Origin of the sequence: Sphingomonas spermidinifaciens (genome assembly GCF_002351485.1) — a bacterium.
GTDB lineage: Bacteria > Pseudomonadota > Alphaproteobacteria > Sphingomonadales > Sphingomonadaceae > Sphingomonas > Sphingomonas spermidinifaciens.
In genome coordinates this window covers 319,733-344,977 of sequence record NZ_NWMW01000001.1, presented here as the reverse complement: position 1 = coordinate 344,977, position 25,245 = coordinate 319,733, and the positions used below count along the sequence as shown (strand labels likewise).

General features: G+C 67.8%; 23 protein-coding genes. 8 read left to right on the top strand and 15 right to left on the bottom strand.

Going from position 1 to position 25,245, the window contains the following annotated elements; translation table 11 throughout:
• Positions 1 to 155: 155 nt before the first annotated feature.
• From COC42_RS01655 to COC42_RS01640, 4 genes are all read right to left on the bottom strand, one after another.
• Entirely contained in the window at positions 156 to 2,441 is a 2,286-nt protein-coding gene (locus COC42_RS01655) for an FdhF/YdeP family oxidoreductase (RefSeq protein WP_096341551.1), read from the bottom strand.
• A gap of 56 nt (positions 2,442 to 2,497) precedes the next feature.
• The gene (locus COC42_RS01650) at positions 2,498 to 3,376 is read right to left on the bottom strand and encodes an oxygenase MpaB family protein (protein WP_425442786.1); all 879 of its coding nucleotides are present in this window, start codon (positions 3,374 to 3,376) and stop codon (positions 2,498 to 2,500) included.
• Between the two features lie 77 nt (positions 3,377 to 3,453).
• Positions 3,454 to 3,729 (bottom strand): SWIB/MDM2 domain-containing protein, encoded by a 276-nt coding sequence (locus COC42_RS01645; protein ID WP_096341550.1) that lies wholly within the window; start codon positions 3,727 to 3,729, stop codon positions 3,454 to 3,456.
• A 156-nt stretch (positions 3,730 to 3,885) separates the two neighbouring features.
• Complete coding sequence (locus COC42_RS01640; RefSeq protein WP_245843763.1) at positions 3,886 to 6,558, bottom strand: TonB-dependent receptor; 2,673 nt, start codon at positions 6,556 to 6,558, stop codon at positions 3,886 to 3,888.
• 216 nt (positions 6,559 to 6,774) lie between these two features.
• Here COC42_RS01640 and folE point away from each other — a divergent pair, with 216 nt between their 5' ends.
• The gene (gene folE / locus COC42_RS01635; RefSeq protein WP_096341548.1) at positions 6,775 to 7,398 is read left to right on the top strand and encodes a GTP cyclohydrolase I FolE; all 624 of its coding nucleotides are present in this window, start codon (positions 6,775 to 6,777) and stop codon (positions 7,396 to 7,398) included.
• Positions 7,399 to 7,584: 186 nt separating this feature from the next.
• Here folE and leuA read toward each other — a convergent pair whose 3' ends face one another.
• Positions 7,585 to 9,252 carry a 2-isopropylmalate synthase gene (gene leuA, locus COC42_RS01630; RefSeq protein ID WP_096341547.1) on the bottom strand — a complete coding sequence of 556 codons (1,668 nt, stop codon included), beginning with the start codon at positions 9,250 to 9,252 and terminating at the stop codon, positions 7,585 to 7,587.
• A 415-nt stretch (positions 9,253 to 9,667) separates the two neighbouring features.
• Between leuA and COC42_RS01625 the strand changes: the two genes are divergently transcribed.
• Complete coding sequence (locus COC42_RS01625) at positions 9,668 to 10,063, top strand: BLUF domain-containing protein (RefSeq protein WP_096341546.1); 396 nt, start codon at positions 9,668 to 9,670, stop codon at positions 10,061 to 10,063.
• Positions 10,064 to 10,085: 22 nt separating this feature from the next.
• Here the strand turns inward: COC42_RS01625 and COC42_RS01620 are convergent, their stop codons facing one another.
• The 5 genes from COC42_RS01620 to miaA all read right to left on the bottom strand — a co-directional run bounded on the left by COC42_RS01620 (position 10,086) and on the right by miaA (position 15,279).
• Positions 10,086 to 10,715, bottom strand: coding sequence for a YceI family protein (locus COC42_RS01620; protein WP_096341545.1), 630 nt, complete (start codon positions 10,713 to 10,715; stop codon positions 10,086 to 10,088).
• A 110-nt stretch (positions 10,716 to 10,825) separates the two neighbouring features.
• Positions 10,826 to 11,845, bottom strand: coding sequence for a ketol-acid reductoisomerase (ilvC, locus tag COC42_RS01615; RefSeq protein ID WP_096341544.1), 1,020 nt, complete (start codon positions 11,843 to 11,845; stop codon positions 10,826 to 10,828).
• Positions 11,846 to 11,954: 109 nt separating this feature from the next.
• Positions 11,955 to 12,470 (bottom strand): acetolactate synthase small subunit, encoded by a 516-nt coding sequence (gene ilvN / locus COC42_RS01610; protein WP_096341543.1) that lies wholly within the window; start codon positions 12,468 to 12,470, stop codon positions 11,955 to 11,957.
• Positions 12,471 to 12,536: 66 nt separating this feature from the next.
• Positions 12,537 to 14,300: a biosynthetic-type acetolactate synthase large subunit gene (ilvB, locus tag COC42_RS01605; protein ID WP_096341542.1), complete on the bottom strand. Its 1,764-nt coding sequence runs from the start codon at positions 14,298 to 14,300 to the stop codon at positions 12,537 to 12,539.
• 73 nt (positions 14,301 to 14,373) lie between these two features.
• Positions 14,374 to 15,279 (bottom strand): tRNA (adenosine(37)-N6)-dimethylallyltransferase MiaA, encoded by a 906-nt coding sequence (gene miaA / locus COC42_RS01600; protein ID WP_096341541.1) that lies wholly within the window; start codon positions 15,277 to 15,279, stop codon positions 14,374 to 14,376.
• A 108-nt stretch (positions 15,280 to 15,387) separates the two neighbouring features.
• Here miaA and serB point away from each other — a divergent pair, with 108 nt between their 5' ends.
• Positions 15,388 to 16,257, top strand: coding sequence for a phosphoserine phosphatase SerB (serB, locus tag COC42_RS01595; protein WP_096341540.1), 870 nt, complete (start codon positions 15,388 to 15,390; stop codon positions 16,255 to 16,257).
• Between the two features lie 50 nt (positions 16,258 to 16,307).
• Here serB and COC42_RS01590 read toward each other — a convergent pair whose 3' ends face one another.
• Positions 16,308 to 17,294, bottom strand: a complete 987-nt coding sequence (locus COC42_RS01590) for an SPOR domain-containing protein (RefSeq protein WP_096341539.1) — start codon at positions 17,292 to 17,294, stop codon at positions 16,308 to 16,310.
• Positions 17,295 to 17,467: 173 nt separating this feature from the next.
• Between COC42_RS01590 and COC42_RS01585 the strand changes: the two genes are divergently transcribed.
• The 3 genes from COC42_RS01585 to COC42_RS01575 are packed head-to-tail and all read left to right on the top strand — an operon-like array spanning position 17,468 to position 20,023.
• On the top strand, positions 17,468 to 18,181 hold the full coding sequence (locus tag COC42_RS01585) for a ParA family protein (protein WP_096341538.1): 714 nt from the start codon (positions 17,468 to 17,470) through the stop codon (positions 18,179 to 18,181).
• An 11-nt stretch (positions 18,182 to 18,192) separates the two neighbouring features.
• Positions 18,193 to 18,702 (top strand): hypothetical protein, encoded by a 510-nt coding sequence (locus COC42_RS01580; RefSeq protein ID WP_096341537.1) that lies wholly within the window; start codon positions 18,193 to 18,195, stop codon positions 18,700 to 18,702.
• Between the two features lie 16 nt (positions 18,703 to 18,718).
• Positions 18,719 to 20,023 (top strand): SPOR domain-containing protein, encoded by a 1,305-nt coding sequence (locus COC42_RS01575; RefSeq protein WP_096341536.1) that lies wholly within the window; start codon positions 18,719 to 18,721, stop codon positions 20,021 to 20,023.
• Positions 20,024 to 20,053: 30 nt separating this feature from the next.
• Here the strand turns inward: COC42_RS01575 and COC42_RS01570 are convergent, their stop codons facing one another.
• The 4 genes from COC42_RS01570 to COC42_RS01555 form a co-directional block, all read right to left on the bottom strand.
• The gene (locus tag COC42_RS01570; RefSeq protein WP_096341535.1) at positions 20,054 to 21,277 is read right to left on the bottom strand and encodes a dihydroorotase; all 1,224 of its coding nucleotides are present in this window, start codon (positions 21,275 to 21,277) and stop codon (positions 20,054 to 20,056) included.
• A complete protein-coding gene (locus COC42_RS01565) occupies positions 21,274 to 22,263 on the bottom strand; it encodes an aspartate carbamoyltransferase catalytic subunit (protein WP_096341534.1) in 990 nt (329 codons plus the stop codon). The genes COC42_RS01570 and COC42_RS01565 overlap by 4 nt, the downstream gene beginning before the upstream one ends.
• An 82-nt stretch (positions 22,264 to 22,345) precedes the next feature.
• On the bottom strand, positions 22,346 to 22,612 hold the full coding sequence (locus COC42_RS01560) for a hypothetical protein (RefSeq protein ID WP_096341533.1): 267 nt from the start codon (positions 22,610 to 22,612) through the stop codon (positions 22,346 to 22,348).
• 5 nt (positions 22,613 to 22,617) lie between these two features.
• Positions 22,618 to 23,649, bottom strand: a complete 1,032-nt coding sequence (locus COC42_RS01555; protein WP_096341532.1) for a glycerophosphodiester phosphodiesterase — start codon at positions 23,647 to 23,649, stop codon at positions 22,618 to 22,620.
• A gap of 79 nt (positions 23,650 to 23,728) precedes the next feature.
• Between COC42_RS01555 and COC42_RS01550 the strand changes: the two genes are divergently transcribed.
• Positions 23,729 to 24,652 (top strand): XdhC family protein, encoded by a 924-nt coding sequence (locus tag COC42_RS01550; protein ID WP_096341531.1) that lies wholly within the window; start codon positions 23,729 to 23,731, stop codon positions 24,650 to 24,652.
• The gene (locus tag COC42_RS01545; RefSeq protein WP_096343017.1) at positions 24,649 to 25,242 is read left to right on the top strand and encodes a nucleotidyltransferase family protein; all 594 of its coding nucleotides are present in this window, start codon (positions 24,649 to 24,651) and stop codon (positions 25,240 to 25,242) included. The genes COC42_RS01550 and COC42_RS01545 overlap by 4 nt, the downstream gene beginning before the upstream one ends.
• Positions 25,243 to 25,245: the final 3 nt, after the last annotated feature.

The window sequence follows — 25,245 nt, the reverse complement described above, 5'->3', positions numbered from 1 at the left end:
GCTTTCGCTCAGATGGCGGACGATCTCCTCGGGTAGGCAGTTTGTCGGTGCAGCGATCGGCCTGCTCCACTCCGTTGTGCCCGCGGCGTTCGCAGGGTACTGTTCGCGCCGCGGTTAAGTGCAGATCGGCCGCAGGATCGCCGCCCTGATACCGGTCACGCCACGATCCGAACCGGCACCGACTTGGCCGCAAGGACGTGGCTGACCTCGGCATGGTGGTCGATCGGGATCAGCACATTCGCCTCGGGGTAATAGGCACCAAGGCAGCCGCGCGGGATGTCGTAGGGCGTCACCAGTAGATTATCGAGCCGCCGCTCGACCCCGTCGCCATAGTCGGTCGAAAGCGCGACCCGCTGGCCTTCGGCAAGGCCCTGCGCCGCCATGTCCTCACGGTTCATCATCAGCACCTCCCGTGTGCCTTTGATGCCGCGGAAGCGGTCGTGATAGCCGTAGACGGTGGTGTTGAACTGGTCGTTCGAACGGAGAGTCATCAGGCGAAACCGGCCCTCGGCATCGTCGAAGCCCGCGGCGTTGAGCGTCGTCGGCACGAAGAACTCGGCCTTGCCACTCTCGGTCTGCCAGACCCGCTCGGCCGCCTTGTTCCCCTTCCAGAAGCCTCCCGGCGTCCACATGCGTTCGTTGAAGTTCTTAAACTTCTCCGGATAGGTTCGCTCGATTGCATCGCGCACCAGCGAATAGTCGGCCACCCATGCGTCCCAATCGACCGCCGGGTTCGGCGGCAGCAGCCGCTTGGCAATGGCGCCCACGATGTAGGGCTCGGATTTGAGGTGCTCACTCGCCGGATCGACGCGGCCGTAGGAGCCGTGGATACAGCTGGTTGAATCCTCGACGCTGACCGACTGCGCGCCCGATGCCTGCACATCGCGTTCGATCCGGCCGAGGCAGGGGAGGAGGTAGGTGACCTCACCGGGAAACAGGTGGTTGCGGTTGAGCTTGGTCGCGATCTGCACCGACAGACGCAGCTTGTGCCACGCCGCCTCGATCGGGCCGGTGTCGGCGACCGCGCGCAGGAAATTGCCGCCAAGGCCGACAAAGGCCTTCACCGATCCGTCGATGATGCCCTTTACCGTCTCAACGGTATCGAGCCCTTTCTCGGTCGGCGGGTCGAAGCCGTAGAGTTCCTTCAACTTCTCGACCGGCGCGAGCTCGGTCTTTTCAGTGATGCCCACGGTCCGCTGGCCCTGAACATTGGAATGGCCGCGCACGGGTGTCGGGCCGGCGCCGGGCTTGCCGATATTGCCGCGCAGGAGGAGCAGATTGACGACCATGCGGACGTTGTCGACGCCCTTCACATGCTGGGTCAGTCCCATGCCATAGACGACCATCACCGCCTTTGACCGGGCATAGACCTTTGCCGCTTCCTCGATCGCCCATTTGTCGAGGCCGCTTTCGTGAACGATCTCATCCCAGTCGGCGGCGCGCACGGCGTCGAGAAAGGGTTCGACATCGTGGCAATGCTGATCGAGGAAGGGCCAGTCGAGCACTGCCTCGCCGCCCGAGGCCTTGGCGGCATCGTCCCACTCGACCAGCAGCTTGGCGATACCCGTCATCGCCGCGATGTCGCCGCCGGCGCGCAGCTGATGGTACTGGGTGGCGATGCGCGTCTCGTCGCGCATCAGCATCTCGCGCGGGTTCTGCGGGTCGGTGAAGCGCTCCAGTCCGCGCTCGCGCAGCGGATTAAAGACGACGATCTCGCAGCCGCGTTTGCGCGCGTCGCGCAAGGGGTGGAGCATGCGCGGTGCGTTCGAGCCGACATTCTGGCCGAAAAAGAAGATCGCGTCGGCGTGCTCGAAATCGTCGAGCCGGGTGGTGCCGACGGGCTCGCCGATCGCCGCCTTCAACCCGACCGAGGTCGATTCGTGGCACATGTTCGAGCTGTCGGGCAGGTTCTGGTTGCCGTACATGCGCGCCATCAGCGCCCACATGTACGAGGTCTCAAGGCTCGCCCGGCCCGAGGCGTAGAAGACCGCCGACTTGGGTTCGATTGCCTTCAGCTCGGCGGCGATATGGTCGAACGCCTCGTCCCAGTCGCACGCGACGTAGCGATCGGTGGCGGGGTCGTAGCGGAGCGGGTGGGTCAGGCGGCCATGCTGTTCGAGCTCGTAGTCGGTCCAGCTGCGCAGATCGCTCAGGCTGTGCTCGCGAAAGAAGTCGGGTGTGGTGCGCAGGGTGGTCAGCTCCCACGCGGTCGCCTTTCCGCCCTCCTCGCAGAACTCGAAGGTCAGCGGCTTGGCCGATTTGGCCCAGGCGCAGCTGACACAGGCGAACCCTTCGGGCTTGTTCTGCCGCGCGAGTTCGGCGAGCGCTGAGGGCTTTACCCGTTCGCGCGGTAGGATGTCGGCCAGGCTGCGCACCGACCCCCAACCACCGGCCGGCCCTTCGAACGGCTCGATCCGAGGCTTGTCGTCGCGCTGCTTCATCGGCCGGATTCCTTAACCTGTCTGTCCCTTGGACAACGGTCGGTCTAGCCGATGGTTCAGGCGGCGCGAGTCCGAAACGCCCAGCGCAGTGCCCCTGCGACCGCATCGACGCCCCCTGCCACGATCGGCCGCGCCAATCCCGAGCGTCGAAGGCCGTGCATCGCGCGTGCCCAGTCGGGTAGCAGATCGATTGCGGCCTGTGTGGCGAGGCGTTGCACCGATCGCTCACCGATGGTGCGCGCGGGTGCCTCGATCACGCGGCGCGCGACGTCGCGGGTGCGATGATCGACGCGCAGCGCCGGGCGCATCGCCTGTACATAGGCGATCGTGTCGGCGCGGGTGGTGGGCACCGGATCGGCACCGAGCGCACGGGGGACCACAGCCGCTTCCTCGAAATAGCGCTCCTGATCGGCGACGCTCATGTCGGGCTCGCCATGCGCGATCCAGGCGTCGAGGAAGCACAGCGCCTCGCACGCATGGACCCAGGCGAGGCTGGCCGGATCGTCGGCGCGATAGGGGGTGCCATCAGGGAGGGTGCCGGTGACCGCCGAGTGGATACGCCGTACGCGCGCGATTGCCGCCTCGGCCGATCCGGCATCGGCGTAGGTCGTGATCGCGATGAAGCGCGCGGTGCGGCGCAGCCGACCGAGCATATCGGTGCGGAAGTTCGAATGGTCCCACACCCCCGCGAGTGTCGCCGGATGCAGCATCTGCATCAGCAATGCGGCGATCCCGCCGACCATCATCGTCGTGACGTCACCATGCACGCGCGCGATGACGCTGTCGGCGGGGAAGAGCGCGTGCTCGCTGCGCATCACCGGCTTTTCCCCGCGCGACTGGTCGTTGAAGGTCGCGCGGACGCGGCCGATCAACGCGGTGCGGGCGGCGTCGGCGATGGGGCGGGGCAGGACGGGCATCGCGTCCGACATCGGCATCGCCCCGCCCGAACGCAAGACGGCCCGGCGATCCGTGGACCGCCGGGCCATCGATGCGGCAAGGCGCCGGCGCGGACTTACTTCAGGTGTGCGCTCAGGTGCTTGTTCATCTCGAACATGCTGGCCTTCTTCTTGCCGAAGATCTTCTCCAGCTTGTCGTCGGCCAGGATTTCGCGCTTGTCCTGCGGGTTCTGCAGGTCGTGCTTCTTGATATATTCCCAGATCTTGCTGACGACTTCGCTGCGCGGCAGCGGGCCCTTGCCGACGATTTCGGCGAGTTCGGGCGACGGCGTCACCGGCGTCGCGATACCTCCGCGCGCGCCACCCTTCGATGCAGTTGCTTCCTTGGCCATACGCCCCCCATTTTCACGCTACGTCCCGCGACAGTGCGGTCGTCACCCGTGCGACTGTTCCGGGCTATTTGCCCAAGATCAAGCGGTTTTCGATGCGGCGAAGGCGGGCGGACCCGCCGTCGCCGCGACGTTGTTGCCGAGACGCAACAGCTTCGCTCAAAAACCGAAGCGGGCGCGCACGCCGTAGAAGCGCGGGAAGCCCGGATAGCCTGCATAGGTCCCGGTCTGCTCGGGCACCGCAAAGCCGGTAATGTAATAGAATTGGTTGGTCAGGTTCTCGACGAAGACCTCGACGCTTTTCGACCGGTCGTCCGTCTGGATGCCGGCGCGCGCGGAGATCAGCGGATAGCCCTGATTGTAGAGCGCCGTGCGGCCGGTGATCGGGTCCGGCGGACCCGACGGGATGCTGACCTCGCTGTTGTAGCGCATGTCGACATGGAACAGCGCATTGAGCCGCTCGGTCAGCTTGGGCGTCCACGTGGTGGCGATACTGACGGTGTGGCGGGGCTGGTTCTGGACCTGAAGCCCTTCTTGACCCTGGAGCGGGGTGCCGGTGAAGTCGTTGCTGTCGGCATAGGCCGCATCGATATAGCTGTAGCCGAGCCGCATCGTCAGCTCTCGCACCGGCTGGATGATCGATTCGAGTTCGACGCCCTTGCTGATCGTTTCGGGCACGTTCTGGACGACGAAGTTGTTGCCCGCGAAGACCAGCGACTGAAGATCGTAGAACTTCTGGTAGAAGGCCGCGACGTTGAAGGTGAACTGGCGGGTGATGCTGGTCTTAAGGCCGATCTCGAATGCGTCCACGGTTTCGCCGCCGAAGGCGAGGTCGGATCCTTGGGCGCCGTTGCCGCCGAGCGTCACCGAATCGAAGGTCGCCTGGTCGAGATTGTAGCCCCCCGACTTGTAGCCCCGATCGTAGCTGGCATAGCCGAGGGTATCCCGGCTGAACTTGTAAGCGATCTTGGCGGTGCCGGTGACGCGGCTTTCCGACCGGTCGTCGGCGTAGTTCCCGTTGAACTCGGGGTTCACCGCCGGATTGCAGCTCAAAAGGAACAGGTTTGTGAAGAGCGTCGGGCTCGACTGGCGGATCGCGTTGCGCAGCGTGACGGCGCGCGGATCGCTCGAGGAATAGAGTCCGCAAGCGGCGATGTTGTTGTTGATCGACGCGGTCAGCTCTTTCTTTTCGTAATTGTAGCGCGCGCCGAGAGTGAGCGACAGCTTGTCGGTCACATTGATGATGTTGTGGGTGAAGACGGCGAAGGCGTTCGTCTTCACCTCGAAATTGTCGTCGTTGTTGCCCTGGCCCGAGGCGTTGCCGGTCAGCGGCGTGTTGAAATAGGCGAGCAGCGCGGGGTTGGCCTGCGCCGCGGCGAGCAGCTGCGGGCTCTGCAACAGGAGGAGCTGGCTGAACAGCGGTACCGATCCCGCGGGGATGGGCGGCCCGCCCTGGAACGAGCCGGCGAGCTGCGCGAAGGTCGGAATCGGCGAGGTGCCGAAGAACTGCGCGCGCCGGCCGATGCCGCCCGCCGAAGGAGGGGCTGCTAGCGCACCGCCGAGCAGTGTATCGACGAACAGATTGGCGTCGTCGCCGACGCGCACCGTATCGCGCAGCCTGTTCGATTCGTTGAGGTAGAAGCCGCCGATCAGCCAGTCGAGCTTGCCCTCGAACGCCGATCCCTGAAGCCGCAGCTCCTGCGTGAAATCTTTGAGTTGGGTGCGGTACCCCTCGCGGTACGCGCGGTCGATGCCTGAGAAGTCGATGTCCTGGTTCCTGAGCGCGCGCCACTGGCGATAGGCGGTGATCGAGGTGAACTTGGCGTCGCCGATCTCGGTATTGAGCTCGCCCGACACGCCCCAGTCGCGCACCCTCTCCGAATAATCACGGTTGGGGCTGATCGCCTGGATGCGGTCCGACGGCGCGCCGGTGTAGAGGCCGACGCGACCGCGCGCGGCGGCGATGCCTTGAATCGCGGCGGCAGTCGGCCCGCGCACGACGCTGATCGCACCGCAACAATTCTCGTCGGTTTCGTAATAGTCGCCGATCAGGCGGAAGGTGGTCGCGCCGCCGTCGAACAGCGCCTGGCCGCGGGCGTACCAGCGGTCGACGTCGTTGATCGCGCGATCGCTGTTGGCGTCGCGGATGAAGCCGTCGCGCTTGCGATAGCCGCCGTCGAGCCGCAGCGCGATCTTGTCGGAGACGGGGCCGGTCAGCCCGCCGCGCAGCTCGACCGCGTCGTAATTGCCGTAGACGCCCTCGACATAGCCCTTGAGGTCGAATTGCGGCTGGGCGGTGAAGATGCTGAGCGCGCCGGCCGAGGTGTTGCGGCCGAACAGTGTGCCCTGCGGTCCGCGCAGGATCTCGACACGCTCGAGTTCGGGCAGTTCGGCGACGGCGATGCCGGCGCGCGCACGGAACACACCGTCGATGAACACGCCGACCGCGGGCTCGAATCCCGGATTGTCGCCGCCCGTCGTGATGCCGCGAATGTAGATCGTCGTGCCCGTCGCCGAAGACTGGCCGGTTGAGGTCTGAAGCGAGGGCGCGAGCTGTTCAAGGCCGCGGATATCGACGACGCCGGCATTGTCGAGCAGCTCGCTGCCCACCGCCGTCACCGCGATCGGCACGTCCTGCACCGTCTCGTTGCGTCGGGTGGCGGTGATGACAATGTCGTTGGCCGAGCTGTAGTCGTCGGCCTGCACCTGATCGACCGAGGCAGCGCCGGTCGCGTCGCTGGCAGCCTGATCGCCCGATTGGGTAGTCTGCGCCAGCGCCGGCGCAGCGGACAGCAAAGCGATCGCGCTGGCCGCGAGCAAACGAGCCTTCATGCTCAATCCCCTCCTTTTTCGGACTACCGGCTTTTGCCGACCGGCTTTTTGTCCATATTGTTTCACGAGCGTAGAGCGCCGATTTCGCGGCGGTCAATGGCGCATCGTCTGGTTTCCGCAGCTTACGGGGGCTTTTCGAAGAACGGGTCCGTTCTGTGGCCCAGCGGTGACACGCTTGCCGTAGCGTTTGCGGCGCCCACCGCCTAAGGACCCGACATGATCCACGACCACGATGCCGCCGCGGACGGCGACCTCATCGCCGGCCTGCCCGAGGTCGAAGTACCGGGCGACGTCGCCGACGCGATTCGCACATTGATCCGCTGGGCCGGCGACGATCCCACCCGCGAGGGGCTGATCGATACGCCGCGCCGCGTCGCCAAGGCGTGGCGCGAATATTGCGCAGGCTATGCCGACGATCCTGGGCAGCACCTGGCGCGGGTGTTCGAGGAAGTCGGCGGATACGACGACATCGTGCTGCTGCGCGACATCCCGTTCCAGTCGCATTGCGAGCACCACATGGCGCCGATCACCGGGCGCGCGCACATCGCCTACCTGCCCAAGGACCATGTCGTCGGCATCTCGAAGCTGGCGCGGGTACTGCATGCCTTCGCCCGGCGGCTGCAGGTGCAGGAGCGACTGACCGCGGAGGTCGCCGACTGCATATGGAGCCATCTCAAGCCCCGCGGCGTGGCGGTGGTGATCGAGGCGACGCATGGCTGCATGACTTCGCGCGGGGTGCGCACGCCCGGCGTCACGATGACGACGAGCCGGATGATGGGCGTGTTTCGCGACGACGAGCGCAGCCGCAAGGAAGTGCTGGCGCTGATCGGAAAGAAGTGAAGGGTCGCGCTCCGCCCCCGTGAACGGGGGAGGATAGCCGAGCTTGCCGCTTCAGCGGTCAGCGCAGCTTGGGGAGGGTGAGCGGCGCGAACGCCGCGCGTTCACCTACCCCTCTCCGCCTTCGACTAGGCGTGCGCCGCCAAGTCTTCGTATCCTCCCCCTTCGCGGGCGGAGGGTTTCGCGCGTTCATCCCCGCGCCGCGTTTGCGGCAGACAGCACCGCCCGCACGCTCGCGGTCGCCACATCCTCGTCGATGCCGACGCCCCAGTGCGTGCGCCCATCGCCATCGCGGCATTCGACATAGGCGGCGGCGCGCGCATCCGAGCCGGTGCCGATTGCATGCTCGCTGTAATCGACGACCTCGAGCGCGATGCCGAGCCCGCCACCGAGCGCATCGAGGACACTGGAAATGAGCCCGTTGCCGCGTCCGCTGATCGAGCGTGCCTCGCCGCCGGCGTCGACATGGCCGGCGAACAGGCGGTCGCCATTGGGCGCGCGCGTCTCCTCATATGCCCGGAGCGTGAAATGCTGGTCGCCGGTCAGCCGATAGGCACGCTCGAACGCGCCCCAGATGTCGGCGGCGTCGAGTTCGCGGCTGGTGGCATCCGCCAGCGCCTGCACATGCCGGCTGAAATCGGCCTGGAGCCGCTTGGGCAGCTTCAGCCCCTTGTCCTGCTCGATCACCCAGGCGACGCCGCCCTTGCCCGACTGCGAATTAACGCGGATCACCGCCTCGTAACTGCGGCCGAGATCGGCGGGGTCGATGGGAAGATAGGGAACCTCCCACAGATCGTCGTTGCGCGCCGCCTGCGCCGCGAACCCCTTCTTTATCGCGTCCTGATGGCTGCCCGAAAAGGCAGTGAACACCAGCTCGCCGGCATAGGGGTGGCGCGGATGAACGGGCAGCGCGTTGCAATACTCCACCGTCTTGATGACGCGGTCGATGTCGGAAAAGTCGAGGCCCGGATCGACCCCTTGCGTGTATAGGTTGAGGCCGAGTGTGACGAGATCGACGTTGCCCGTGCGCTCGCCATTGCCGAACAGGCAGCCCTCGACCCGATCGGCTCCCGCCAGCAGCCCCAGTTCCGACGCGGCGACGCCGGTGCCGCGGTCATTGTGGGTGTGAAGGCTGACGATTACCGCCTCGCGGTTCGGCACATTGCGGCAGAAATACTCGATCTGGTCGGCATAGACGTTGGGCGTCGCTGCCTCGACCGTCGCGGGCAGGTTGAAGATGATCGGGTCCGCCGCGGTGGGGCGCAGCACGTCCATGACCGCGGCGCAGACCTCGAGGCTGAAATCGAGTTCGGCGGTCGAGAAGGTCTCCGGGCTGTATTCGAAGCGCCAGTGCGTGTCCGGGCGCTTGCCCGCCTCGTCGCGCAGGATCCTGGCACCGGTGATCGCGATCTCTCGCACCTCGTCGCGGCTCATGCCGAACACGATCTTGCGCCAGGCCGGGCTGACGGCGTTGTAAAGGTGAACGATCGCGGTGCGCGCGCCCTCGAGGCTCTCGAAGCTCCGTTCGATCAGGTCGCGGCGCGATTGCGTCAGGACCTGCACGGTCACGTCGTCGGGAATGCGGCCCGAGCGGACGAGGCCCGAGATGAAGTCGAACTCGGTCGCTCCGGCGGACGGGAAGCCGACCTCGATCTCCTTCAGCCCCACCTCGACGAGCAGGTCGAAGAAGCGGTGCTTCTTTTCGGCGTCCATCGGGTCGATCAGCGCCTGATTGCCGTCGCGCATATCGGTGGACAGCCAGATCGGCGCGTGGTCGATCGTTTGCGAAGGCCATTGTCGGTCGGGCAGGGCGACAGGCGGGAAGGGGCGGTATTTGGTCGAAGGATCGCGCAGCATCACTCGGGTCTCGCATCGCTCGCCGGCGCCGGGCGGCGCAGGCGGGAAGGCCGTTCGGGGTTCGGATGTCACCCTTAGGGGCGGATGCGCAAGCGCGGATCGCCCCTAAGGGCGGATAAGTCGCGGGAAGGGGGCGCTGAGCGAGAACATCGTTGGGCCATGCCATGGGCAATGCGGCGCGTCCAGTAGGCTTCCTCGCCATCACGGCCTTGTACCGGGATCCCGCTTCCTTTTGCTTTTGATCGTCAATCAGGCGGGATCGGAGCCGGATCACGTCCAGGGTGACGAAGGTGCGCGAGTGATAAGTTCTGGCACGGCCGCACATCGCCCGGGGACGGCAACTATGACGAAATTGGTAAGGGTTTGCGATTATGCGCTTCTGCGCGCCGGGGGGTGCCAATGAAGGAAGCGGTCGATGTTTCAGCTCGTCTATGTCAGCAGCGTCGCGGCCGGACAGCCGATCGACATCGACGCCATCCTGTCGATTTCGCGGCGCAACAACCGCATCGCCGGGCTTACGGGCATGCTATATGCCGATGCGCGACGCTTCCTTCAGGTGCTCGAGGGCGAGGAGGTCGACGTGATCGCGACATTTGAGCGGATCAAGGCCGATCCGCGCCACCGCGCCGTCGTTGTCCTGTCGCGCCGCCACATCGCCGCGCGCGAGTTCGGAGCGTGGGAGATGGCGCATGCCGCACCCGGCCACGACGCCGACGCGCTGCTCGCCCGCGTCGAGGCGCTGTCGGCCGGTGCCTCGCCGACCGTCCGCGCCACCTTCGCCGGCTTCGTCGAAGCGCGCCGCGCGGCCTGAACCGACGCGGCGCGCTCGCGCATTACTGCTTTTCGAAGGCGACGGTGACGTCGATGCTCACCTCGTCCGACACCATCGGCACGGCATAGCCGATGCCGAACTCGCTGCGCTTGATCGTCGCCTCGCCGTGGAAGCCGACGGTTTCCTTCTTGCTCATCGGGTTGGCGCCGGCGCCGACGAACTCCGCCTCGACCGTCACGGGCTTGGTCACGCCGTTGAGCGTCAGGTTGCCGTGGATCGTCGCCTCGGTGCCCTTCACGATGATGTGCTGTGAGACATAGCGTGCGTCGGCGGGGTTGGGACCGAAGAAGTCTGGCTTGCCGCCATCCTTGCCCGCGCGGAGCAGGTGGTCGTTGAGGCCGGCGCTGGCGGTCACCACCTTCGAGACAGGGATGGTCACGTCGAGCTTGGCCGCGGCGGGGTTCTTGGGGTCGAGCACCAACGTGCCGCCCACGTCGCCGAACAGGCCGAAATAGTCGTTGAAGCCGAAGTGATTGACCTCCCATTCGATCAGCGAGTGGCCGGGATCGGTCTTGTAAGTGCCGGCGGTGACCCGCGACGGATCCTTCTGACCCGGCAGCTGCGGTGCCGCCGACTGGGCCGCGAGCGGCGCGGCGATGGCGACGGCAACGATGGCGAGCGTCTTGCGCATTGAACTTCCCCTTTTGTGGACTGGGCGAAACGTCGGCGCGGGAGAGCGCGAAGTCAAATGCGCGCGCCGGGAACGATGCGTTTCCGAAACGCACCGTTCCCGTGCGGAGCTTAGTTCTTGGTCTGATCGACCAGCTTGTTCGCGCCGATCCACGGCATCATCGCGCGCAGTTCGCTGCCGACCTGTTCGATCTGGTGGCGCTTCGCTGCGCCGCGGCTGGCCTTGAGCTCGGGCTGGCCGGCGCGGTTGTCGAGCACGAAGTCGCGGACGAACCGGCCCGACTGGATATCGGCGAGGACGCGCTTCATCTCCTTCTTCGTCTCCTCGGTGATGATGCGCGGGCCGGTGCGGATGTCGCCGAACTCGGCGGTGTTCGAGATCGAGTAGCGCATGTTGGCGATGCCGCCCTCGTACATCAGATCGACGATGAGCTTCAGCTCATGGAGGCACTCGAAATAGGCCATTTCGGGGGCGTAGCCCGCCTCGACCAGCGTCTCGAACCCGGCCTGCACGAGCGCGGTGGTGCCGCCGCAGAGCACGGCCTGCTCGCCGAACAGATCGGTTTCGCATTCCTCGCGGAAGTTGGTCTCGATGATGCCCGAGCGGCCGCCGCCCACGCCGCTGGCATAGGCGAGCGCGACGTCATGCGCATTGCCGCTGGCGTCCTGATGGATCGCGATCAGGCAGGGGACGCCGCCGCCGCGGAGATATTCGGAGCGGACGGTGTGGCCCGGCCCCTTGGGCGCGATCATGATGACGTCGATGTCGGCGGGCGGCTCGATCAGGCCGAAATGGACATTAAGGCCGTGCGCAAAGGCAAGCGCGCTGCCGGGGCGCATATTCCCCTTGATGTCGTTCTCATAGATCGCCGCCTGATGCTCGTCAGGCGCGAGGATCATCAGGATGTCCGCCCACTGAGCCGCTTCCTTGTTCGGTAGCACCTTGAAGCCTGCCGCTTCCGCCTTCGCCGCCGAGGCCGAGCCGGGACGGAGCGCGATCGCGACGTCCTTCACGCCCGAATCGCGCAGATTCTGCGCATGGGCATGACCCTGCGACCCGTAGCCGAGGATAGCGATCTTCTTGCCCGTGACGAGGTTCAGGTCGGCATCGCGATCGTAATAGACACGCATTTTCTAAGGTCCCTCTTCATGCGTCATCCCAGCGAAAGCTGGGATCGTTGGCCGCGAGCGCGGCAGTGATGGAAAGCGACCCCAGCGTTCGCTGGGGTTGGGGTTTGTCTCAGGCCGCCTCGGTCCCGCGGGCGATGGCGACGATGCCGGTGCGCGCGACCTCGATCAGGCCGACTTCGCGCATCAGTTCGACAAACTTGTCGATCTTGTCGGTGCCGCCGGTCACTTCGAAGACGAAGCTGGTCGTCGTCGCGTCGACGACGCGCGCGCGATACACGTCGGCGAGGCGCAGCGCCTCGATCCGGTGATCGCCGGTGCCCTTGACCTTCACCAGCGCCAGCTCGCGCTCGACATGCGGGCCGGCGGCGGTCAGGTCGACGACCTTGTGGACGGGCACCAGCCGGTCGAGTTGGGCGATGACCTGCTCCAGCGTCGCGGGGCTGGCCGAGGTGACGATGGTGATGCGGCTGACGCTCTCGTCCTCCGACACATCGGTCACGGTCAGGCTTTCGATATTGTAGCCGCGGCCCGAGAACAGGCCGGCGATGCGCGCCAGGATGCCGGGTTCGTTGTCGACCAGAACCGCCAGCGTATGGCGTTCGCGTTGTTCCTCGCGGATGTGCATGTTCGTTCGTCATCCCGGTCAGGCCGGGATCTCCCTGTTATCGAGCGGGCGGCGGGGCGGGCCTGTTCAAACCAGCGCCTTGGCCTCGTCGTCCATCGTCCCGGAGACCTCGTTGGCCTGGAGAATCATGTCGGTGTGCGCCGCCCCCGACGGGATCATCGGGAAGCAGTTGGCAAGCTTCGCCACCATGCAGTCGACGATCACCGGGCCGTCATGCGCCAGCATGTCGGCGATCCCGGCATCGAGCTGGTCGGGCCGCTCGATGCGGATGCCCTTCCACCCGTAGGCCTCGCCAAGCTTCACGAAGTCGGGCAGGCTGTCCGAATAGCTTTCGGCATAGCGGCTCTCATAGGTCAGCTCCTGCCACTGGCGCACCATACCCATATATTCGTTGTTGAGGATGAAGATCTTGACCGGCAGCCGGTACTGCGTCGCGGTCGCCAGTTCCTGGATGTTCATCTGGATCGACGCTTCGCCAGCGATGTCGATGACGAGCGCGCCGGGATTGCCGATCTGCGCGCCGATCGCGGCGGGCAGGCCATAGCCCATCGTGCCGAGGCCGCCGCTGGTCAGCCACTTGTTCGGCGCCTCGAACCCGAAATGCTGCGCGGCCCACATCTGGTGCTGGCCGACCTCGGTCGTGATGATCGGCGCGCGCGCCTTCGTCGCCTCGTACAGCGCGCGGATCGCGCGCTGCGGCATGATCTCGGCGCCGCTCTCGGGGAAGTCGAGGCAGCGGACGGCCCGCCAGCCGTCGATGCGCCGCCACCATTCGGACAAGTCGGGCTTCGGATGCTGACGCGACTTCCAGACGAGCACCATGTCCTCGATCGCGCGGCCGGCATCGGCGACGATCGACAGGTCGGCGCGGACGATCTTGTTGATGCTCGAACGGTCGATGTCGATGTGAATCTTGCGCGCGTTGGGCGCGAAGGCGTCGAGCCGGCCGGTCACGCGATCGTCGAAGCGCGCCCCGATCGCGACGATCAGGTCGGCCTGGTTCATCGCGTGATTGGCCTCGTAAGTGCCGTGCATCCCCAGCATCCCCAGCCATTGCGGGCTGGAGGCGGGGAGGGCGCCGAGGCCCATCAGCGTCGAGGTGACGGGCGCGCCGGTGATGCGGGCAAGCTCGCGCAGCATCTGCGACGCCGCCGGCCCCGCATTGATGATGCCGCCGCCGGTATAGAGGATCGGTCGCTCGGCCGCGGCGAGCATGTCCACCGCCGCCTCGATCAGCGAGCGCTCGGCCTTCACCTGCGGGCGATAGGTCTTGTGCTGGATCGGGCCGGGCTTGCGGTACTTCGCGGTCGCGACCTGAACGTCCTTGGGAATGTCGATCACCACCGGACCGGGGCGGCCCGAGGTGGCGATATGAAACGCCTCGTGCACCACGTCGCCGAGGCGTGCGGGGTCCTTCACAAGATAGTTGTGCTTGGTGCAGTGGCGGGTGATGCCGACGGTATCGGCTTCCTGAAACGCATCCGAGCCGATCAGTGTCGTCGGCACCTGTCCGGTGATGACGACCATCGGGATCGAGTCCATCAGCGCGTCGGTGATGCCGGTGACAGCATTGGTCGCGCCGGGGCCGCTGGTCACGAGAACCACGCCAGGCTTGCCCGTGGCGCGCGCATAGCCCTCTGCCGCGTGGGTCGCGGCCTGTTCATGGCGGACGAGGATGTGGCGGATCGCGCGGTCGCCGCGTGCCGCGCCGTTCTTGAACAGCGCGTCATAGATCGGCAGCACCGCGCCGCCCGGATAGCCGAAGACGACCTCCACGCCGAGGTCGGTCAGCGCCTCGACAAGGATATCGGCTCCACTCTTCTCGGTCACGTCGCGTCTCCACTCATGCTGCGCCGCGATACCATCGCGAGAGCGGCGCTGCTACCCGCATGAAAAATGCGCGTCAACCAGAAAAAGGGAAATAATCTAACAACTCGATCGTGGGGCTGCGGGTTTCGCGCGGCCAGTCGGCGGGCGGCTGGTTGCGGAACCAGGTATACTGGCGCTTGGCATATTGGCGCGTGGCGAGGCGGGCGCGCGTGAGCGCCTCGTCTCGGTCGATCTCGCCGGCGAGCAGGGCGGAGACTTCGGGCACGCCGATCGCGCGGCGGATGGGGGCGTCTGCGGGCACGTCAGTGCGGGTGAGGAGCACGCGGACCTCCTCGATCCCGCCTTCGTCGAACATCTTTGCGAGCCGCGCGTCGCAGCGGGCGACCAGCCATTCGCGGTCGGGTAGCAGGATCAGCGGGGCGAGCGCCACGCAATCGCCGATCCCGCCCTCGCGCGCGGCCTGCCAAACGGCGAGCGGGCGGCCGGTTGAGCGGACGACCTCAAGCGCGCGGGCGACGCGGGTGGTGTCCGCGGGGGCGAGGCGGCGGGCGGCGTCGGGGTCCTCGCGGGTGAGCGCGGCGTGCGCCTCGGCCACGGGCAGCGCGCGCGCCGCCTCGCGCACCGCGGGGTCGATCGGCGGGACGGGGGCGATCCCGTCGAGGAGCGTGCGGATATAGAGTCCGGTGCCGCCGACGAGGATCGGGAGCGATCCGGCGGCGTGCGCCGCCTCGATCTCGGCGCGCGCGTCGGCGGCCCAGCGCGCGGCGGAGCAGCTTTCAGCGCCGTCGATATAGCCGAACAGGCGGTGCGGTGCGCGCGCCTCTTCCTCGGGCGAGGGGCGCGCGGAGAGGATGCGGAGGTCACGATAGACCTGCGCCGAATCGGCGTTGATGACGGTGCCGCCCGTCCGCTCGGCCAGCGCGATCGCCAGCGCGGACTTGCCGCTGGCGGTGGGGCCTGCAATGAGCGCGAGCTTCATTCTGGAAATCACATCCGCACCGATCGCCCTGAGCTTGTCGAAGGGCTGCCAGTCTTCTTCTGGAGAAAGGACGGTGCGTCGACAGGCTCAGCACGAACGGGGGTAAGGGTGTTCATCGCCACACTGGTAGCATCGGATCACCTGAAGGAAGAGGTGGTTTCCGCCGCCTGCGCCCGGATCGGCTGTCTGGGCGAGCCTGAATGGCTCGATGACGGCTTGGCCGCCGATATCGCTTTCGCCGGCGATCCTGCTGTGGCCCGTAAGGCGCTGGAGGGTGCGTTCGAGGGCGTCGACATCTTCGTCCAGCCCGCCGCCAACCGCGAAAAGCGCCTGATCGTCGCCGACATGGATTCGACGATGATCCCGGTCGAGTGCATCGACGAGCTGGCCGACTATGCCGGGATCAAGCCGCAGATCGCCGAAGTGACCGAGCGGGCGATGCGCGGCGAGCTCGACTTCGCCGCGGCGCTCGACGCGCGGGTGGCGCTGCTCAAGGGGCTTGAGGAAAGCGCGATCGACCGGTGTTTGGCGGAGCGGGTGACGCTGATGCCCGGCGCGCGGACGCTGATCCGCACGATGCGCGCGCGCGGCGGCCATGCCGTGCTGGTGTCGGGCGGGTTCACGCGCTTTGCCGAGCCGGTCGGGGCGGAGATCGGTTTCGATCGAGTGATCGCCAACCGCTTGCTGATTGAGGACGGCGCGCTGACGGGTTTGGTCGAGAAGCCGATCGTCGATTCGGCCACCAAGGAAGCGACGCTGCGGGCGGTTTCGGGCGAATTCGGGCTGTCGCTCGAGCAGACGATGGCGGTGGGTGACGGCGCCAACGACCTGCCGATGATCCGCGCGGCGGGGCTGGGCGTCGCCTATCACGCCAAGCCGATTGTCGCCGCGGCGGCAGGGGCGCGGGTTGATCATGGCGACCTGACTGCGCTGCTTTATGCCCAGGGCATTGCGCGCGCCGATTGGGTGAATGGCTAAGCACACCTTCACTGTCGCCCCGGATCACTTCCGGGGGGATAAAGAAGATCTCAGCCCTTTACCGGCAGGCAGGCGATGCCTGCGCGCTTGACCGCAGCGCAGGCCTTGGCCGCCTCGGCGCTCGAGCCATAGGGGCCAGCGAGGAGGCGGGTGATCGCGCCGGCCTTGACGTAAAAGGGCTGGGCGCCGGGCAGGCTGCGAGCGGCCTTGCCCCACTGATCACGGGCATTGCCTGCGTCACGGAAGGCGCCGAGCTGCACGCGCCAACCACCGTCGCGGCGCGCCGGCACCGCCTTGGGCTCGGCGCGCACGGCGGCGGGCTTGGGAGCGGCAGGTCGCGGTACCGGTGCAGGACGCTCGGCCACCGGCTGGGCGTTGCGCGCGGGCGGCAGGTCGGCGCTAGCGACCGTCGTAGCCGCGGGCGGCGTGGGCGCTGCGGCGAGCGCCGGGCGACCGGCTTCGCTCTCATATCGCTTCGCGAGCGCGAGACCCTGCTGCCGTTCCTGAAGCCCCACATAGCGATCCATCTGCGCCAGCGACGATGCCGCCTGTGGCAAGCCAGTGGCATTGGCGCGGACCATCAGCGCATAGGCGCGGACCCAGTCCTTTTGCACAACATCGCCGTTGAACAGCATTGTGCCGAGCACGAATTGCGCGCGCGGTTCGCCGCGGGCGACGGACTTTTCGAGCCACTTCACCGCTTCGGAGCGCTTGTTGTTCTGGAAAAGGGCAAGGCCGTAATTGTCCTCAGCCTGACGATGGCCCTGAAGCGCGGCCTTGCGATACCAGTCCTCTGCGAGGCCGAGGTCGGTGGGCACGCCGCGGCCGAGCTTGTACGCCTGGCCGAGGTTGAACTGCGCATCGGCGTCGCCGGCGACCGCGGGCGCGCGCCACAGTTCGACCGCCTTGCGGTATTCGCCGCGCGACCACGCATCGACACCCGACTTGACGACGTTTGCAGGCGCCTGTCGGGGCATTGGCGCGGCGACGGCAAGCGGCGCGAAAAGAAGAGCGGCAACGAACAACGGCTTGCGCATAACGACGGACCCCACCCTCAACGGCATATGGATAACGCCCATCAACCATCGTTGGCAAAGCTTTCCTGACCTTTAACCCGTGCGCCATGCATCTCAGGGGGCGGGCGTTAACCGCTTCTTATCCCTCCGATGGCATCCACGATACTGAACTGGTGGGCAATTCAGGGGATCACATGCGCGTTCTGGCGATGGCGTCGCAGAAGGGCGGCTCGGGCAAGACCACGCTGTCGGGGCATCTGGCGGTGCAGGCGCAGCGCAGCGGTGCTGGGCCGGTGGTGCTGATCGACATCGACCCGCAGGGCAGCCTTGCCGACTGGTGGAACGAACGCGAGGCGGAGTATCCCGCCTTTGCCCAGACCACCGTTGCGCGGCTCGCCGCCGACCTCGAGGTTCTGCGCCAGCAGGGCTTCAAGATCGCCGTCATCGACACGCCGCCCGCCATCACCATGGCGATCCAGAGCGTGATCCAGGTCGCCGAGCTGATCGTCATCCCCACGCGGCCAAGTCCGCATGACCTGCGCGCGGTCGGCGCCACCGTCGACCTGTGCGACCGCGCGGGCAAGCCGCTGATCTTTGTCGTCAACGCCGCCACGCCCAAGGCGCGGATCACCAGCGAGGCGGCGGTCGCGCTGTCGCAGCACGGCACCGTCGCGCCGATCACGATTCACCACCGCACCGACTTTGCCGCGTCGATGATCGATGGCCGCACGGTGATGGAGGTCGATGCAAAAAGCCGTTCGAGCGCCGAGGTCGAGGCGCTGTGGACCTATGTCTCCGACCGGCTCGAGAAGAATTTTCGCCGCACCGTCTTTGCCGCGCCGACGATCAACGGCGCGGGGTTCGCGCCGCGCCCCGCGGGCGGCTTCGGCCGCCGCGTGGTGAGCTGAGGGAGAGGACCATGTTCGGCAATTCCAAACCGCTCGCCTCGCTGTCCTCGGGCCTCCTCGCCCGCAAGGGACAGGCGCGGCCGGCGATGCGACCGCAAGGTTTCGTCGGCATCAACTCGCCGCTGGAAGATCTAGGCTGGAACGACCTGGGTGAGGCACAGCCGCGCGCGACGATCGCGCCGCTGACGCCCGAGACGCCGGTGCCCGACACCGCGCCCGAGCCGGCGGTCATCGCCGAGCGCGAGGCGCTGTCGCGCGAGGTCAAGGCAAGCTTGCCCGACGTCGCGGCATCTGTGGTCGAAGCGCCGCAACTCGCCGCGGCGCTGTCGCCCCGAAAGGGGAGGGCGGCGTTCACGCTGCGTCTCGATGCCGAACGGCACCTGAAGCTTCGCCTGGCGAGCGCGATCGAGGGGCGTTCGGCCCAGCTGATCGTGACGCAGGCGCTGGACGCGTATTTGGACAAACTGGCCGAGGTGGAGGCGCTGAGCGCGCAGATCCGCCCCGGCGACGGCAATCGCTGAACCGGGGGACGGGACAATGCATTGGGGCAAGCGGATCGGGCTCGGGATGGCGGCGGCGTCGGTGATCGGCGGCGCGGTCGTCGGCGGCGTTGCGCTGCAATCGTCGGCGGCGGTCGCGGGCGACCGCGACGCCGCAGCACAGGCGCGCGCGGCGGACAAGCAGGCGAAGCTCGCCGAGCGGGCGCTGAAGGCACGCAAACATGACGAGGCGATCGGCCGCGCCGAACAGGCCGTGCTGCTGGCGCCCGACAGCGCCGCGCACCGCGCGCTGCTCGGACGCACCTATCTTGGCGCTGGCCGCTTCGCTTCGGCCGCGCAGGCGTTCGAGGATGCGCTGGCCCTGAATGGCGCCGATGGTCGCGCGGCGCTCAACCTGGCGCTGGCCAAGGTAGCGCTGGGCGACTGGGCGGGCGCGCGCAAGCTGCTCGACGCCCACGGCGCAGATATTCAGCCCGCAGATCGCGGGCTTGCGATCGCCCTTGCCGGCGACCCGATGGCTGCGGTGGCGGTGCTGGGTGAGGCCGCGCGCGACCCTGCTGCAACCGCAAAGGTTCGCCAGAACCTCGCCCTCTCGCTCGCGCTGGCGGGCAAGTGGCAGGAGGCGCGGACGATCGCGGGCATCGACCTGGCCCCGGCCGAGGCGGACAAGCGCATCATGCAATGGGCGCAGTTCGCCCGGCCGAACAAGGCATCGGACCAGGTTGCCTCCCTCCTCGGCGTGAGTGCGGTCGAGGACGGGGGCATGCCGGTCCAACTTGCGCTGCGGGGCCGCGGCGAAGCAGTTGCGATGGCCGCCGCGCCGACCCCGCTTGAGGCTTTCGCGCCTTCGCTTCCCGCCGAGGTGTCACCGCCAGCGGCTGAGCCTGCTGCCATCGGGACCGAAATGCCGCGCGCGGCGGGGATCGTCTTTGCCGAGCGCCGTGAGATCGTCCAGGCGATTCCCGACTCGCGTCTCCGGCCCGTGCGGACCGCGACCGCAATGTCTGCCGCGCCCGCGCGCGTCCGCGCCGCGGCTGCCGATCTGACACCGGGCAGCTATTTCGTTCAGCTCGGCGCGTTCGAGAATGCCAGTGTCGCCCGCGACGCCTGGGGACGGATCAGCCGCCGGGTGCCGGCTCTAGGCGGCCAGACGCCTCGCGGCATGGCGGCGACGGTCGGGTCGGCCAGCTACTACCGACTTTCGGTAGGAGGCTATTCGCGAGGCGATGCGGTTGCCCTGTGTGGCAGCGTCCGGGCCAAGGGTGGACGCTGCTTCGTCCGGCCCGCGCTCGGCGAGCAGGTGGCCAGCTGGGCGCGCGGCACGCAGCTGGCCTCGCGCTGATCGTCGACGGATAAGAAGAGCGGGGCGGCGTCAGGCGGATAGCCGGACGCCGCCCTTGATCGTCCGCAGAACCCGGCCCTCGACAGGTAGGCCGTCGAACGGCGTGTTGCCCGCGCGCGCGACCATCGTGTCGGCGACGATCTGCCATGGCGAATGCGCGTCGAACAGGACGAGGTCGGCCGGCGCTCCGATGGCGAGGGTGCCGCAATCGAGCCCCATCAGCGTTGCCGGTTGACGCGACAGGCGGTCGAACAACTGCGGCAACGACAGTTCGGCTGTGCGCGCGGCGGTCAGCGACAGCGCGAGCAGCGTCTCCGCCCCCGACATGCCGGGCGCGGCATCGACGAAGGGCAGACGCTTCTCCTCCGGCCCGCGCGGATCGTGGCCCGAACACAGGATGTCGATCGTACCGTCGGCGAGCGCCGCCAGCGCCGCCACACGGTCCGCCTCGTCGCGGAGCGGCGGCGACAGGCGAGTGAAGGTGCGAAAGTCGCTCACCGCCTTGTCCGACAGGAGCAGATGAGCGGGGGTGATGCCACAGGTGACGGCGACCCCGCGCACCTTTGCCCGGCGGATCAGGTCGAAGCCGGCAGCGGTCGTTACCTGCCTGAAATGCAGCCGCGCGCCCGATTGCTCGGCCAGCATCAGGTCGCGGGCGATCGCGAGCGCCTCGGCCATGGCGGGCGCGGCGGGCAGGCCCAGGCGCGTCGCCGTCTCGCCCGCGGTGGCAATCGCACCGGCGGTGAGGCCGCCATCCTCGGCATGGGTGACGACGGCGAGGTCGAGGTCGCGGGCATAGCCAAGCACGCGGGCCATGACGCCCGAGTCGGCGATCCAATGGCGGCCGGTGGCGACAGCACGTGCGCCTGCTTCGGCATTGATCGCCATTTCGGCGAGGTCCACGCCCCTAAGGTCGCGCGTTGCGGCGGCAATGGGGTGGACCCACAGCTCGGGCTTGCCGCTGGCGGCCGCGCGCTGGACGATGCCGGGATCGTCGAGGATCGGTGACTGGTCGGGCATCAGGCCGACGCGGGCGATGCCGCCGGCGATGCACGCCGCCTTGTCGACCGCGAAGACCCCGAGATCGACGATCGCAGGGGCGAGCCACTTGCCGTTGCAATCGACGATTGCAGCATCCTCGGGGGCTTCGACGATCCCGGTCGCGACGATGCGGTCGCCCTCGACCAGCAGGCTGCCCTCACGCTCCCCAGCTTCGGGACAGACGAGGCGTGCGTTGCGATAGAGCGTCCTCATGCCCAGCCCTCCACGCCGCGCTCGCGCCGGGTCAGCACGTCGAGGCAGGCCATGCGGACCGCCACCCCCATCTCGACCTGCTCGGTGATGGCCGAGCGGCCGGCGAGGTCGGCGACCGATGATGTGATCTCGACCCCGCGGTTCATCGGGCCGGGGTGCATGACGAGCGCGTCGGGCTTCGCACGCGCAAGCCGCTCGGGCGTCAGGCCGTAGCGACGGTGATATTCGCGCGTCGAGGGGATGTACGCGCCCGACATCCGCTCGTTCTGAAGGCGGAGCATCATCACGACGTCAGCGCCTTCCAATGCGGCGTCGAAGTCGGTGAAGGGGGTGACGTGCATCGCCTCGATCGCCGGGGGCATCAGCGTCGTGGGGGCGACGACCCGCACCTCGGCGGCGAGCGCGGTGAGCGCGAGGATGTTCGAGCGGGCGACGCGGCTGTGCAGAATATCGCCGCAGATGACGACGCGCTGGCCCTGGATGCCCCCGCGCCGCCGCCGGATGGTAAGCGCGTCGAGCAGCGCCTGGGTCGGATGCTCGTGCGCGCCGTCGCCGGCGTTGAGAACGGGGCAATCGACCTTGTCGGCGATCAGCCCCACCGCGCCGGAGGCCATGTGGCGAATGACGATGACGTCGGCGCGCATCGCGTTGAGCGTGACCGCGGTGTCGATCAGCGTCTCGCCCTTCTTCACGCTGGAGGCGGCGACGGTCATGTTCACGACGTCTGCGCCCAGCCGCTTGCCCGCGATCTCGAAGGAGAGGAGCGTGCGGGTCGAGTTCTCGAAAAAGGCGTTGATCTGGGTCACGCCCTCCAGCCGGCGGTCGGATTTGGCGCGGCTGCGGTTCGCCTCGATCCACTGCTCGGCTTCGTCGAGGAGGAAGGTGATCTCGTGCGGTTGCAGCCCGGCGATGCCGGTCAGGTGCCGATGCGGGAACACGGCGCCGCCGGGCAGCAGCGTGGCGGGGCGGTGATCGGAAGCTGGCATCGGAGGCGCGGACTATCGGGGTGGAGGTGCATTTACAACACCCCCGTCACCCCGGACTTGATCCGGCGTAACGGAAGCGGGATCAATCGTCTTCAGCCTCGCGCCACTCGCGCTCCTCGCGCTTGCGGCGGCGTTCCTCCTCGCGCAGGCGGCGGCCTTCCTCGGCCTCCTTCTTGCGCATCTTGCGGCCGTAGTTGCGGTCGGCCTCTTCCTGGCTGGTGGTCGCCCAATCGACCGCCTGACCGCCCGCCTTGACCGGCAACGTCGCCACGTCCCAAGCGGTCTTGGCAATGCACCCGCCGCTCAACAGCGGGAGCGACAGCGCCGCCAGCACCAGTCCGATACGCATATCAACTACTTCCCCGTCCCCGCAAACGCATCGCGCGCCGCCACGCCATCATAGGGGAAGTCGGTGAAAAAACCATCGGCTCCGGCGGCGAGCTGGCGCGCGATCTCGTCGCGCAGCCGCCCGTGCGCGCGCGGGTCGGCGCCGGCGCGGTCGATCGGGGGCAGGAAATAGTTTTCGGCGCGGATCGTCCAGGGATGAACCTTAAGGCCCGCGCGGTGCGCGTCGACGACCAGCGTCGTCGCCTTGCCGTCATCGCCGACGACGAGCTTCTTCTCCGGGCCGATGCCGTCGGCATAGTCCGCGATCGCCTTCAGCCCGGCGGGTGTCAGCATCGCCGCATAGCTGGGCTGCGCGCCGTCCGCCGGTCCGCCCTCGCTCGCGACGAGCTGGATCAGGCGGACCTGGGTCATCTTGCGCAGTGCCTTGAGGTTCTTGACCTCGAACGACTGGATGAACACCGGCGCGGCGGCCGAATCCCAGCCGGCGGCGTGCAGCTGGTCGACGAGGCGACGCTCCATCGGTTTGCCGATCGAGGCGAAGTAGGTCGGGTGCTTGGTTTCGGGATAGATGCCGATCGTGCGGCCAGTGTCCTTCGAGCGGCGCTTCGCCAGCGCGATCACCTCGGCCAGCGTCGGCACCTCGAACTTGCCGTCATAGGCGGCGTTCTGCGGGCGCAGCTGCGGCAGGCGTTCCTTGGCGCGCAGGGTCTTCAGCTCGGCCAGGGTGAAGTCCTCGGTGAACCAGCCCTCGTGCCGCGCGCCGTCGATCGTCTTGATGGTCTTGCGGCTCGCGAACTCGGGATGGGCGGCAACATCGGTGGTGTCGGTGATGTCGTTCTCGTGCCGGGCGACGAGGACGTCGTCCTTCGTCAGCACAAGGTCGGGCTCGATGAAGTCAGCGCCCACCTCGATCGCGCGCTCATAGGCGGCGAGGGTATGTTCGGGCCGCTCGCCCGAGGCGCCGCGATGGGCGATGACGATCGGGCGGTCAGAGGGGGGCATCGCGACCGCCAAGGCAATCATCGTCAGGAGCAACATCCAGCCTCGTCATCATCAAGGGTTAGCAAGCGCGCACCCCCGTGCCTATGTGATCCGCGCATGACGGCGAGGTGACAGCGTGAGCGACAATGACGGCGTCCTCGAAAAGGCGCGCGAATGGGCCGGCGCGCCGCTGGCGCTGGCGACGGTGGTGTCGACCTGGGGATCTGCGCCGCGGCCGCGGGGGAGCCACATGCTCGTCCATGGCGACGGGCGGTTCGAGGGGTCGGTGTCAGGCGGCTGCGTCGAGAACGACATCCTCGCCACCGCCGCGGAGGTGATCGGCGGCGCGCCCGCGGTGCTCAAGCGCTACGGCGTCGCTGACGCGGCGGCGTGGGAAGTGGGGCTGCCCTGCGGCGGCGAGATCGCGGTGCTGGTCCAGCCCGTCGCCGCCCACGGTTTCGACCCCGAACTGTTCGAGCGGATCGCCGAGGCGCGGGGGCGGGGCGAGAGCGTGCTCGTGTCGACCGACCTCGACAGTGGCCAGTCGTCGCTGCGCCCGGTCGAGGGGGCGGCGTTCGTCAACCGCTACGACCCGCCACGACGTCTGATCATCGTTGGCGCGGTACAGATCGCGCAGGCGCTTGTCGGGCTGGCGCGACCGCTCGGGATCGAGACGGTGGTCGTCGATCCACGCGCGCGCTTCTTGACCGAGGAGCGGTTTCCCGGCGTCACCCTCGACGATCGCTGGCCTGATGAGGCGATAGAGGCGCTGGCCCCCGGCCGCACGAGCGCCGTAGTGACGCTGAGCCACGATCCCAAGATCGACGACCCCGCGCTCGCGGCGGCGCTGTCGCGGCCGACGGGTTATGTGGCCGCGCTGGGCAGCAAGCGCAGTCATGCCGCGCGGCGCGATCGGCTGGCGGCGGCGGGCGTCGCGGCGAGTGACCTCGACCGGATCGACGGGCCGGCGGGCCTCTCGATCGGCGCGGTCGGGCCGGCCGAGATCGCGCTGTCGATCGCCGCAGCAATGGTCCAGGCGTGGCGCGGGGGGTCGGCATGATCGCGGCGGCGGACACCGCGCTCGTCCTGCTGGCGGCGGGCCGTTCCGAGCGGTTCGGTGACCTCGACAAGCTTGAGCAGCCCTATCTTGCCGAACCGGTGGGGATGCACGTCGTCACCGCACTCGCGGCAGTGCCGTTCCGCACGCGGATCGCGGTCGTGTCGGGCACCTGCCTCGATTACGGCGCGCGAGGGTATCGCGTGGTGCAGAACCCGCGGCCCGAGGAGGGGCAGGGGCGGTCGCTGGCGCTCTGCCTGCCCGCAGTGCGCGAGAGCGGGGCGCGCGCCGTGCTGATCGCGCTCGCTGACATGCCGCGGGTGACGGCGGCGCACATCTATCGCCTGCTCGACACCGCCGATGGCGAGGCGGCGGTGGTCGCCTCGAGCAACGGCGAGCATCCGACCCCGCCCGCGCTGTTCGGGGCGGCACATTTCGATTTTCTAGCCGCGCTGACCGGTGACGAGGGCGCGCGGCGGCTCGTGATGGGCGGGCGGCATGTGGTGACGAGCCCCGCGGAGCTTGTCGACGTCGACACCCCCGAGCAGCTGGCGGCGCTGACCGAAACGGTGATGCGCAACGCTAGAACTTGACGT

Excerpts from the sequence above, each read along its gene's own strand:
- COC42_RS01655 (WP_096341551.1), bottom strand. The coding sequence starts at position 2,441 with ATGAAGCAGCGCGACGACAAGCCTCGGATCGAGCCGTTCGAAGGGCCG.
- COC42_RS01650 (WP_425442786.1), bottom strand. The coding sequence starts at position 3,376 with ATGCCGATGTCGGACGCGATGCCCGTCCTGCCCCGCCCCATCGCCGAC.
- COC42_RS01645 (WP_096341550.1), bottom strand. The coding sequence starts at position 3,729 with ATGGCCAAGGAAGCAACTGCATCGAAGGGTGGCGCGCGCGGAGGTATC.
- COC42_RS01640 (WP_245843763.1), bottom strand. The coding sequence starts at position 6,558 with ATGAAGGCTCGTTTGCTCGCGGCCAGCGCGATCGCTTTGCTGTCCGCT.
- folE (WP_096341548.1), top strand. The coding sequence starts at position 6,775 with ATGATCCACGACCACGATGCCGCCGCGGACGGCGACCTCATCGCCGGC.
- leuA (WP_096341547.1), bottom strand. The coding sequence starts at position 9,252 with ATGCTGCGCGATCCTTCGACCAAATACCGCCCCTTCCCGCCTGTCGCC.
- COC42_RS01625 (WP_096341546.1), top strand. The coding sequence starts at position 9,668 with ATGTTTCAGCTCGTCTATGTCAGCAGCGTCGCGGCCGGACAGCCGATC.
- COC42_RS01620 (WP_096341545.1), bottom strand. The coding sequence starts at position 10,715 with ATGCGCAAGACGCTCGCCATCGTTGCCGTCGCCATCGCCGCGCCGCTC.
- ilvC (WP_096341544.1), bottom strand. The coding sequence starts at position 11,845 with ATGCGTGTCTATTACGATCGCGATGCCGACCTGAACCTCGTCACGGGC.
- ilvN (WP_096341543.1), bottom strand. The coding sequence starts at position 12,470 with ATGCACATCCGCGAGGAACAACGCGAACGCCATACGCTGGCGGTTCTG.
- miaA (WP_096341541.1), bottom strand. The coding sequence starts at position 15,279 with ATGAAGCTCGCGCTCATTGCAGGCCCCACCGCCAGCGGCAAGTCCGCG.
- COC42_RS01590 (WP_096341539.1), bottom strand. The coding sequence starts at position 17,294 with ATGCGCAAGCCGTTGTTCGTTGCCGCTCTTCTTTTCGCGCCGCTTGCC.
- COC42_RS01585 (WP_096341538.1), top strand. The coding sequence starts at position 17,468 with ATGCGCGTTCTGGCGATGGCGTCGCAGAAGGGCGGCTCGGGCAAGACC.
- COC42_RS01580 (WP_096341537.1), top strand. The coding sequence starts at position 18,193 with ATGTTCGGCAATTCCAAACCGCTCGCCTCGCTGTCCTCGGGCCTCCTC.
- COC42_RS01575 (WP_096341536.1), top strand. The coding sequence starts at position 18,719 with ATGCATTGGGGCAAGCGGATCGGGCTCGGGATGGCGGCGGCGTCGGTG.
- COC42_RS01570 (WP_096341535.1), bottom strand. The coding sequence starts at position 21,277 with ATGAGGACGCTCTATCGCAACGCACGCCTCGTCTGTCCCGAAGCTGGG.
- COC42_RS01565 (WP_096341534.1), bottom strand. The coding sequence starts at position 22,263 with ATGCCAGCTTCCGATCACCGCCCCGCCACGCTGCTGCCCGGCGGCGCC.
- COC42_RS01560 (WP_096341533.1), bottom strand. The coding sequence starts at position 22,612 with ATGCGTATCGGACTGGTGCTGGCGGCGCTGTCGCTCCCGCTGTTGAGC.
- COC42_RS01555 (WP_096341532.1), bottom strand. The coding sequence starts at position 23,649 with ATGTTGCTCCTGACGATGATTGCCTTGGCGGTCGCGATGCCCCCCTCT.
- COC42_RS01545 (WP_096343017.1), top strand. The coding sequence starts at position 24,649 with ATGATCGCGGCGGCGGACACCGCGCTCGTCCTGCTGGCGGCGGGCCGT.